Here is a 9977-nt window from a genome sequence, read left to right on the forward strand (position 1 = left end):
ATCGAGTTGCCGGGGGCCCTGCGGTTGCGAGAGGCGGATGGCGATGGTTCCCAAGTGGTGTCGATGGGCCGGAGCGGCCGCGATGGTGATCGTGGCGACCGCGGCATGTGGGGCGGACGACGGCGAGAAGCCGGCGTCGCAGGCAACCGGAACCGCGACCACGGGCCAGGCGCCGGACACCGGGAAGTTCGTGCCCAGATACGACCGTGCGATCTTTTCCGAAGAGGCGAAAGCGGGAAAGAGCGTCGCCCAGGACAACAAGATCCTCGAAGATCTCGCCCAGGATATGGGTGCGATGTACCGGCTGCCCAAGGACATTCCCGTCGTCGGCATGGAATGCGGCGCGTTCAACGCGTTCTGGGATCCGGACAGCCAGTCGATCGTCCTCTGCTACGAGATGTTCGCCGTCGCCGAGGAGTATGCGAAAGCGCAGTCCGAGGGACGTCCGGACTACTTCAACGTGTACTTCGACGGCGTCACCCGCATGATCGCCTTCCACGAGTCCGCGCACATGGCGATCTCGCTGTTTTCGCTGCCCACCACGGGACGCGAGGAAGACTCCGCGGACCAGCTCGCCGCCCTGCTCCAGTTGACCGACCCGGGCCCCAGCGGCGCAGGCGGCGTGGCCGCGGCGGCCGACTTCTGGTTCGACATCTCCGACGATCCGGCAGCTTTCGACGCCGACACCTTCGCCGACGAGCACTCGCTCTCCCAGGTCCGCGGCTACAACTTGCTGTGCTGGGTTTACGGCGCGCTACCCGACGTGCTCTCGGTTCTGGTGACCATGCCGGGTGAGCCGGAGCAGGAAGGGCGCCTGCCCTACGAGCGCGCCGAAGGCTGCGTCGACGAGTACAAACAGATGCGGGCGGCGTGGGCCACCCTGCTGAAGCCCTACATCGAGGTCGAACTCGGCGTTTCCGATGACATGGGCACGACCACCATGGGTGCGCAACCCACCACAACGATCCCGACCCGATAGCGGGATCGTCTCGCGGCCGCGATCTACGGTGGCCTTCGGGGGTAGGTCAATCGCGGGTGGCGAGCGGTGCGACGAGCGTGTGCTCGGACTCGTGCTCGGACGGGAGGGTTTCGGGCCGCCAGCGGGCGTCGACGAGCAGCCCGAGCAGGCCGATGGCCAGGCACACGCCCGAGACCACCAGCATGGCGGGATGGGAGCCGCCGGTCAGGGCGTCGGCCAGGACGACGGTGGCGATGGTGCCGGGAGCGGAGCCGACGAAGGTGGCGGCGAGATACGGCCAGAAGCGGATCGAGGAGAGCCCGCAGCAGTAGTTGACCACCGAGAACGGCGCGAAGGAGATGAGCCGCAGCGAACCGACGGCCAGCCAGCCGCGGCGCTCCAGCCGATCATCGATGGCCCGGACAGCGGGATGGGTGAGCCGGGACGCCACCCTGTTGCGGTCCAGGGTGCGCACCAGGACGAGCGCCAACCCCGCGGCGACCACAGTGGCCGAGAGCGCGACCGCGGTGCCTGGCAATGATCCGAAAAGCACACCGCAACTGACGGTCAGCACCGTGCGCGGCAGCGGCGCCACTGCGAGAATCGAGTAGACCCCGAAGAACAGCAGCGGGAACCACGGGCCGACCGAGTCCGCCCACTGCTGGATCTGCGTCGGGCCGGGTAGCGGGACCAGCAGCGCCGCGACGAACAGCGCACCCACGCCGACGAGCAGGGCGACAATACGCGGGTTACGGAACAGCCTGGTCACCAGGAACAGGTTACCGGTTGGTAGCGGCGGCCAGGGTCAACCGACGCTGCCGCTGCCGCTAGCATCAAGGGAAACGGGACGAATGCTCGTTAACCGAAGTGCTCGCTGAGCTGGGCGAATGCGATGGTTCGGGCGCACAACCAAGGGTGCGCCCCGTGGTCGAGTGGAAGAGGAACAGCAGCTATGCCGATTGCTTCAGATCCGTCGCCGGGCGCGCAGCGACCCGAGGGCGCGGATCCGGTTCCCCAGTATCCCGCCTGGCGCAAGGGCGTCGCGGGTGTGCTCGCGAAGGCACGCAGGGTCGACGTCGCCGAGCTGCCGGACGAGCCGGAGCAGCTGCTCGCACAGACCACCTACGACGGGCTGACCGTCGCGCCGCTGTACACCCGGCGCGACGAGCGGCCGGAACAGCCGCTGCCCGGCGCCTTCCCCTTCGTGCGCGGCCGCGACGCCACCCGCGACGTGCACCGCGGCTGGTACGTCAGCGCCTTCGTCGGCGCGGGCGAGGGCGCCGCGGCCAAGCGGGAGATCCTGGCCGGACTGGAGAACGGCATCAGCGCGATCTGGCTCGGCGCCGGTGAGCGGGGCGTCTCCGTCGCCGAGCTGCCCGCGGCGCTGGAAGGTCTGCTCTTCGAGCTGGCGCCGCTGACCCTGGACGCAGGCGCGCAGGTATCGTCCGCCGCCGCAGCGCTTTTCGCGGTGCTCGACGGGTACCAGGCGCCGCAGCGCGCCGATATCCTGCTCTCGCTCGGCGCGGCGCCGCTCACCAGCCGCTTCGCCGGCCTGCCGGACGCCGATCTCGCGGAGACCGTCGCGCTGGCCGCCCAGGCCATCGCGCGGCCGGAGACGGCGCGCGCGATCACCGTGGACGGCACCGTCTTCCACGACGCGGGCGCCTCCGACGCGCAGGAACTCGGCGCCGCGGTGGCCGCGGGCCTGGAGTATCTGCGCGCGCTCACCGAGGGGCAGGACATCGCCGACGCCCTCGGCCAGTTCGAATTCCGGTTCGCCGCCACCGACGACCAGTTCGCGACGATCGCGAAATTCCGTGCCGCGCGCAAGCTCTGGGCCCGCGTCGCGCACGCGTGCGGCGCACCGGACTTCGGTGGCGCACCGCAGCACGCGGTGACCTCCGCGGCCATGATGAGCCAGCGCGACCCGTGGGTGAACATGCTGCGCACCACGCTCGCCGCCTTCGGCGCCGGTGTGGGCGGCGCGGACACCGTGACCGTGCTGCCCTTCGACTCCGCGCTGCCCGCCGGTGAACTCGGCGTCTCCAAGTCGTTCGCGGATCGCATGGCGCGCAACACCCAGTTGCTCCTGCTGGAGGAGTCGCACCTGGGCCACGTCCAGGATCCGGGCGCCGGTTCCTGGTACGTCGAGGACATCACCGCCGAATTGGCCGCCAAGGCCTGGGAATTCATGCAGGAGCTGGAGGCCGCGGGCGGCTACCTGGCCGCGCTGGACTCGGGTCTGCTCGCCGAACGCATCGCCGCAACCAAGGCCGCGCGTGACGCCGACGTCGCGCACCGCAAGACCGCGGTGACCGGGGTCAACGAATTCCCGAACCTGGCCGAGCAGCCGCTCTCGGAAGCGGCGCGCACGCCGAGCCGGGTCGCCCGCTACGGCGCCGCCTTCGAGGCGCTGCGCGACCGTTCCGATGTGTACCTGGCGGGCAACGGATCCCGGCCGAAGGCGCTGCTCGTGCCGCTCGGCACGGTGGCCGAGCACAATGTGCGGGTCACCTTCATCGCGAACCTGCTGGCCTCCGGCGGTATCGAGTCGGTCAACCCGGGCCCGCTCGGTGTGTCCGAAATCGACTCCGCCGCAACGGAAGCCGGTGCGCCTATCGCGGTACTCTGCGGTTCGGATGCACGCTACGGCACCGAGGCGGGCGCGGCGGTCGAGGCGCTGCGCGCGGCGGGTGTGAAGACGGTGCTGCTGGCGGGCGCGGCGAAGGCCGTCGCCGAGCTGAGCGGCGCGCAGCGCCCGGACGGATTCCTGGCCGCGAAGATCGACGCGGTCGCGGCGCTGTCCGGCCTGCTGGAGAAGGTGGGAGCCTGATGACTACGCGTGAGATCAAGCACGTGATCGGCAATTTCGCCGAGGTGCCGCTCGACGAGCACGCGCCCGAACCCGCGGCGGTCGACACCGCCCGGGTCGAGGCCTTCGTGCAGGGCGCGGCGGCGGCCAACAACTACACCCCCGAGCAATTGGTGTGGTCGACCCCCGAGGGCATCGAGGTGCCGCCGGTGTTCACCGAGGCCGATCGGGATGCCGTCGCGGCGGAGGGCTATCCGCTCGACAGCGTGCCGGGTGTCGCGCCGTTCGTGCGCGGTCCGTACCCGACCATGTACGTCAACCAGCCGTGGACCATCCGCCAGTACGCGGGCTTCTCCACCGCCGCCGACTCGAACGCCTTCTACCGCCGCAACCTCCAGGCCGGTCAGAAGGGTCTATCGGTCGCGTTCGACCTCGCGACGCACCGCGGCTACGACTCCGATCACCCGCGCGTGCAGGGTGACGTCGGCATGGCGGGCGTCGCCATCGACTCCATCCTGGACATGCGCCAGCTCTTCGATCACATTCCCCTGGACCAGGTGAGTGTCTCGATGACGATGAACGGCGCGGTGCTGCCGATCCTGGCGCTCTACGTCGTCGCGGCGGAGGAGCAGGGCGTCGCCCCCGAGCAGCTGGCCGGAACCATTCAGAACGACATTCTGAAGGAGTTCATGGTCCGCAACACCTACATCTACCCGCCCAAGCCCTCGATGCGGATCATCTCCGACATCTTCGCCTACACCAGCGCGAAGATGCCGAAGTTCAACTCGATCTCCATCTCCGGCTACCACATCCAGGAGGCCGGAGCCACGGCCGATCTGGAGCTGGCCTACACCCTCGCCGACGGCGTGGAGTACATCCGCGCGGGTATCGACGCGGGCATGGAGGTCGACAAGTTCGCGCCGCGGCTGTCGTTCTTCTGGGCCATCGGCATGAACTTCTTCATGGAGGTCGCGAAACTCCGTGCGGGACGGCTGCTCTGGAGCGAGCTGGTCGCCAAGTTCGAGCCGAAGAGCGCGAAATCGCTGTCCCTGCGGACACATTCGCAGACCTCCGGCTGGTCGCTGACCGCGCAGGACGCCTACAACAACGTGGCGCGCACCTGCATCGAGGCGATGGCCGCGACCCAGGGCCACACCCAGTCGCTGCACACCAACGCCCTCGACGAGGCGCTGGCGCTGCCGACGGACTTCTCCGCGCGCATCGCCCGCAACACCCAGCTGCTGATCCAGCAGGAGTCCAACACCACCCGGCCGATCGACCCGTGGGGCGGCTCCTACTACGTCGAGTGGCTGACCCACCAGCTGGCCAACCGCGCCCGCGCGCACATCGCCGAGGTGGAGGCGCACGGCGGTATGGCACAGGCGATTTCGGAGGGCATCCCGAAGCTGCGCATCGAGGAGGCCGCCGCCCGGACCCAGGCGCGCATCGACACCGGCCAGCAGCCGGTGATCGGCGTCAACAAGTACCAGGTGGAGGAGGATCACGAGGTCGAGGTCCTCAAGGTCGAGAACTCCCGTGTACGCGCCGAGCAGATCGAGAAGCTGCGGCAGCTGCGCGCCGACCGCGACCCCGCGGCCGTGGAGCGGGCGCTGAACGAATTGACCCGCGCCGCAGGTTCTTCCGAAGGCGGCATGGCGAACAACCTGCTCGCGCTGGCCATCGACGCGGCGCGCGCGAAGGCCACCGTCGGCGAGATCTCCGACGCGCTCGAGAAGGTGTACGGCCGCCACCAGGCCGAGATCCGCACCCTCTCCGGCGTGTACCGCGACGAGGCAGGGAAGGTCACCAACATCACCACGGCAAGCGAACTCGTCGAGGAATTCGCCGAGGCCGAAGGTCGTCGGCCGCGTATCCTCGTCGCGAAGATGGGTCAGGACGGGCACGACCGGGGACAGAAGGTGATCGCCACCGCCTTCGCCGACCTCGGCTTCGACGTCGACGTGGGCCCGCTGTTCCAGACCCCCGAAGAGGTGGCGCAGCAGGCGGCCGACAACGACGTGCACGTCGTCGGTGTGTCCTCGCTGGCGGCAGGCCACCTCACGCTGGTGCCCGCCCTGCGGCAGGCACTGGCCGATGTCGGGCGACCCGACATCATGGTCATCGTCGGCGGTGTCATCCCGCCCGGTGACTTCGACGAGCTCTACGAGGCAGGCGCCGCCGCGATCTTCCCGCCCGGCACCGTCATCGCCGACGCGGCCATCGATCTGCTGAAGAAGCTCGCGGCCGCGCTCGGTCACGACATCGGCAGCGGCGCCGCGGAATCCGCCGCCGCCGAATGAACGAAGCAGGTTCGGCTCCCGCGAACGGGGGAGCGGCGCGCCGCACCATCGATGTCGACGCACTCGCCACGGCGGTCCGCAACAACGAGCGGGCCGCCGTGGCGCGGGCCATCACCCTGGTCGAGTCGACCAGGGCCGACCACCGTGCCCTGGCGCAGCAGCTGCTGCTGAAGCTGACCCCCGAGGCGCAGGGTTCCGCGAGCGCGGTCCTGTCGAATCGGGTGGGTATCACCGGTGTTCCCGGCGTCGGCAAGTCGACGTTCATCGACGCGCTCGGCATGTACCTGATCGGCAAGGGGCATCGGGTGGCGGTACTCGCCGTCGACCCGTCCTCGACCCGCACCGGCGGCTCCATCCTCGGCGACAAGACGCGGATGGCGCGACTCTCGGTGGAGCGCAACGCCTATATCCGCCCCTCGCCCACGGCGGGCACGCTCGGCGGCGTGGCCAAGGCGACCCGCGAGACCATCGTGCTGCTGGAAGCGGCAGGCTATGACGTGATCCTGGTGGAGACCGTCGGCGTCGGCCAGTCCGAGGTGACGGTCGCGAACATGGTCGACGTGTTCTGCTTCCTGACGCTGGCCCGCACCGGCGATCAGTTGCAGGGCATCAAGAAAGGCGTGCTCGAGCTCGCCGACCTGGTGGCGGTGAACAAGGCCGACGGCAAGCACGAGATGGAGGCCAAGGCGGCCGCGCGCGAGCTGGCCGGTGCGCTGCGCCTCATCCACCCGCACGACGCGCTGTGGCGTCCTCCGGTGCTCACCATGAGCGGGCTGCAAGGCCTTGGCCTGGACAAGTTCTGGGACACGGTGCTGCAGCACCGCCGGGTGCTCACCGACGCGGGGGAGTTCGACGAGAAGCGCCGCCGCCAGCAGGTCGACTGGACCTGGACCATGGTGCACGACCAGCTGCTGCGCAGGCTCGCCGACAACCCGCACGTGAAAGCGATTCGCGCGCAAGTGGAAAAGCAGGTTCGCGAGGGCACGCTGACCGCGGCACTCGCCGCCGAGGAGATCCTCGACGCCTTCGACAGCACCGGCGACTAGCTGCGCGCCGACTTAACCCACGATGTTGATTTATGCGTGAGTGGGGCATCATGAGATCTGTGAGCACGACCGAACGTCGCAGCCCGAGCGACCATGGCAGGCAGGTCCGCCGCGGAAGGCCGCCGAAAGGGGCGAGCCAGCTGTCTCGCGCGGCGATTTTGGACGCCGCCCTTGAGGTGATCGACACCGAGGGCATCGCGGCGATCACGATGCGGTCGGTGGCGCGCCGGCTGGGGGTCGACGCCAAGAGCCTCTACAACCACGTCGACGACAAGGACGACCTGCTGGACGCGGTGGCCGAGCACGTGCTCGCGGGCATGGACATCCCCGAGCCGACCGGGGCGCCCGAAGCGGACCTGCGCGCCATCGCGGTCGCCTTCCGTGCCCGCACGCTCCGGTATCCGCAGGCCGCGACGCTCGTGCTGACCCGCCAGTTGTCCTCGTTGGCCGGGCTCGCGCCCCTCGAGGCGGTGTTGTCCGTGCTGCGCGCCGCCGGGTGCTCCGTCGAAGAGTCGGTCCACCTGCTGCGCACCTTCGTGGCGACCCTGATCGGCACCCTCTTGCGCGAGGTCAACGCCGGACCGACCTTCGGCCTCAGCGATGCCGAGGGGATCGCCCGCCGTCAGACGGTGCTCGAACAATCGGGGCTGCCTGCGGTCGGCGAGGCCGCCGCCTACCTCGCCCGGCTCGACCGCGAAGCCGAGTTCGCCTTCACCATCGACCTCGCGATCGGCACCGTGCTCGCCCGCCTTCCCGGCACGAACGCCTGAGAACGGCTGCCGATCCGGTTCGAGACGCCCATCACCCGCGTGCATGACCCTTCGGGTTCGGCTACGAGACGAGCGCGAGGCGCGCGTCCTCGACCTTGCGGGTGCCGCCCGCCCGTGTGAGCAGGCGAGCGATGGACTCGGCGACCCGCCGGGGCTGCTCCAGGATGATGGAGTGACCGGCTCCGTCGACCAGCACCAGATCGGAGTATTCGACGGCGGCGGCGATCGTGACGGAATGCGACGGGGGTGTGATCAGGTCGGCCGACCCGCACAGTACCAAGGTCGGGATCTTCGACAGCGCGGTCAGCGCCGTGGTCTGGTCGTAGGTCGCGAAGACGCTCAGGAAGCTCGCCATCGTCACGATCGAGGTCTGGTTGCGCATCGCGTCGGCGAGGGCGAGCACCGCGGGGCCGACCTTGCGATCGCCGAATTCGGCGGTGCGGACGAGGGGTGCGAAGACCTTGCATGCCATGAGCTTCGCGTGGTGCATCAGGCTCGGAGCGCACCGGACGGCGGCCTGGAACAGGGAGAGGGCCGGGTTGCGCAGCAGGCGGCCGAGGCCGATGTCGGCGAGCCCGCCCGCCGCGGTCGCGACCAGTGCGATGCCGACGATGCGGTCGCCGATCTGGTGCGGGTACTGGCCGACGTAGGTCAGCGCGGCCATGCCGCCCATGGAGTGGCCGACGAGGACGACCGGTCCGGTGGGGGCGACGGCGTCGAGGACGTCGCGCAGGTCGTGGCCGAGCTGCTCGAGGGTGTAGGTCTGGCGGGACGCCGCGGCGGAGTCGCCGTGGCCGCGGTGGTCGTAGCAGACGACCCGGGCTCCCGGGTAGTGGTTCATCAGCCGGTCGCGGACGTAGGTCCAGGACTCGGTGCGCAGGCAGTGGCCGTGCAGGAGAACGACCGTCAGGTCCGCGGTGCGCGGTCCGTATTCGCGGACGGCCAGTTCCACACCGTCTTCGGTCCGGACCGTGACACGTCGATGCGCCGAGGTGGCGACAGTGCTGACGTTCGACATGGCGTGCTCCGGTTCGCTGCTGGTGGCTTGTGCTACTTTCCGCCATATCGGCCGCCGGTATCAGGCCCCCGAGTGCTGAGGCCGGTCCCCCAGAGGTGGAGCAGATCGCCACCAAGGTGAGGTCCGGCTCCTCCGCCGACGGCATGTCCGGCGCGGTCCGCCGCACAGCGGTGGACGCCGCGTCTTGGGGGCGAACGTACCGAGACGGCGGTGAGCAGACGTTTCGGCCCGCGGTTTCGTGACAGATCACGGCTGTGTGACGGCCGGGCCGATTGTGCTGTAACTTACTGCCCGGGAACGGGGTTGATCGGGGCAGCGATCAACGCCCCGCTCTCCAAGTGTGATTCACCTACGCAGTGGGAGTGTTTGCCGTGGCAGGTCGGCATCGACGGGTACAGAACTCCGGGGCACGAAATGCCGTCCGGCCCATGGTAGGTGCGGTGCCGATCGCGCTAGCGGTGGTCTGCGCGGGGACCGCGGCCGCGGATCCGACCGGCGCGCCCGCGTCGCCCGGCATCAGTCAGCCCGAGCAGCAGGTGCAGCCCGCGGTGGCGCCGGAGCCGCCGACGCCGACGCCGACGACGACGCCCCGCCAGCCCGGCGTCACCACCGAGCCGATCCGCCCCGCCGAGCCGGGCCCGGTCGAGCCGGTGCAGCCGCCCGCACCGGAAGTCGACCCGGGACTCCAGTACGCCGACCCGGCGGATCCGAAACCGGACCCGCAACCGGAGCCCCTTCCGCAGAGCGTGCCGCTCGAGCCGGAAGCCCCGCAGGAGCCGCAGCTCCCCGAGGTCGCGCCGCACACATTGCAGGCAGGCTCCTTCAGCGCACCGGTTCCCCAGGAAGTGCCCGGCGATGTGCTGGCCGTGGTCAATCACGGTATCGCCGATTTCGAAGCCCAGGTCGCGGCGGCATCGCAGACCATCGGCGTCGACGCATATCGCGCGGGGAACATCGCCGGGGGCGCCCTGATCGGCGCGGCCGTGGCGGGTGTCCCCGCCGCGGTGGTCGGCGGAGTCGGCGGCGGGCTGATCGGAGCGGGTGTCGGATTCGCGGCGTGCGGCGTGGGGACG

General features: G+C 69.9%; 7 protein-coding genes and 1 pseudogene. 6 read left to right on the forward strand and 2 right to left on the reverse strand.

Features of this window, described 5'->3' with window-relative positions; all coding sequences use genetic code 11:
* Positions 1-43 precede the first annotated feature (43 nt).
* Positions 44-979, forward strand: coding sequence for a DUF4344 domain-containing metallopeptidase (locus NL1_RS31155; protein WP_162272786.1), 936 nt, complete (start codon positions 44-46; stop codon positions 977-979).
* Between the two features lie 46 nt (positions 980-1025).
* On the opposite strand, the gene NL1_RS31160 is transcribed toward NL1_RS31155, so the two are convergent.
* A complete protein-coding gene (locus NL1_RS31160) occupies positions 1026-1727 on the reverse strand; it encodes a TVP38/TMEM64 family protein (RefSeq protein WP_067847005.1) in 702 nt (233 codons plus the stop codon).
* Positions 1728-1910: 183 nt separating this feature from the next.
* Here NL1_RS31160 and NL1_RS31165 point away from each other — a divergent pair, with 183 nt between their 5' ends.
* From NL1_RS31165 to NL1_RS31180, 4 genes are read left to right on the forward strand one after another with little or no spacing between them, the layout of a single operon-like run.
* Positions 1911-3791 (forward strand): methylmalonyl-CoA mutase family protein, encoded by a 1881-nt coding sequence (locus NL1_RS31165; protein ID WP_084511182.1) that lies wholly within the window; start codon positions 1911-1913, stop codon positions 3789-3791.
* Positions 3791-6070 carry a methylmalonyl-CoA mutase gene (scpA, locus tag NL1_RS31170; protein ID WP_067847008.1) on the forward strand — a complete coding sequence of 760 codons (2280 nt, stop codon included), beginning with the start codon at positions 3791-3793 and terminating at the stop codon, positions 6068-6070. Before NL1_RS31165 ends, scpA begins: the two co-directional genes overlap by 1 nt.
* Positions 6067-7116: a methylmalonyl Co-A mutase-associated GTPase MeaB gene (gene meaB, locus NL1_RS31175; protein ID WP_067847011.1), complete on the forward strand. Its 1050-nt coding sequence runs from the start codon at positions 6067-6069 to the stop codon at positions 7114-7116. The genes scpA and meaB overlap by 4 nt, the downstream gene beginning before the upstream one ends.
* 50 nt (positions 7117-7166) lie before the next feature.
* Complete coding sequence (locus tag NL1_RS31180) at positions 7167-7886, forward strand: TetR family transcriptional regulator (RefSeq protein ID WP_067847032.1); 720 nt, start codon at positions 7167-7169, stop codon at positions 7884-7886.
* A gap of 61 nt (positions 7887-7947) precedes the next feature.
* On the opposite strand, the gene NL1_RS31185 is transcribed toward NL1_RS31180, so the two are convergent.
* Positions 7948-8904 carry an alpha/beta fold hydrolase gene (locus tag NL1_RS31185; protein ID WP_067847013.1) on the reverse strand — a complete coding sequence of 319 codons (957 nt, stop codon included), beginning with the start codon at positions 8902-8904 and terminating at the stop codon, positions 7948-7950.
* A gap of 440 nt (positions 8905-9344) precedes the next feature.
* Here NL1_RS31185 and NL1_RS31195 point away from each other — a divergent pair.
* Positions 9345-9977, forward strand: a pseudogene (locus NL1_RS31195) (hypothetical protein); the annotation flags it as partial.

The sequence above is a fragment of the Nocardia lijiangensis NBRC 108240 genome, assembly GCF_001613045.1.
GTDB lineage: Bacteria > Actinomycetota > Actinomycetes > Mycobacteriales > Mycobacteriaceae > Nocardia > Nocardia lijiangensis.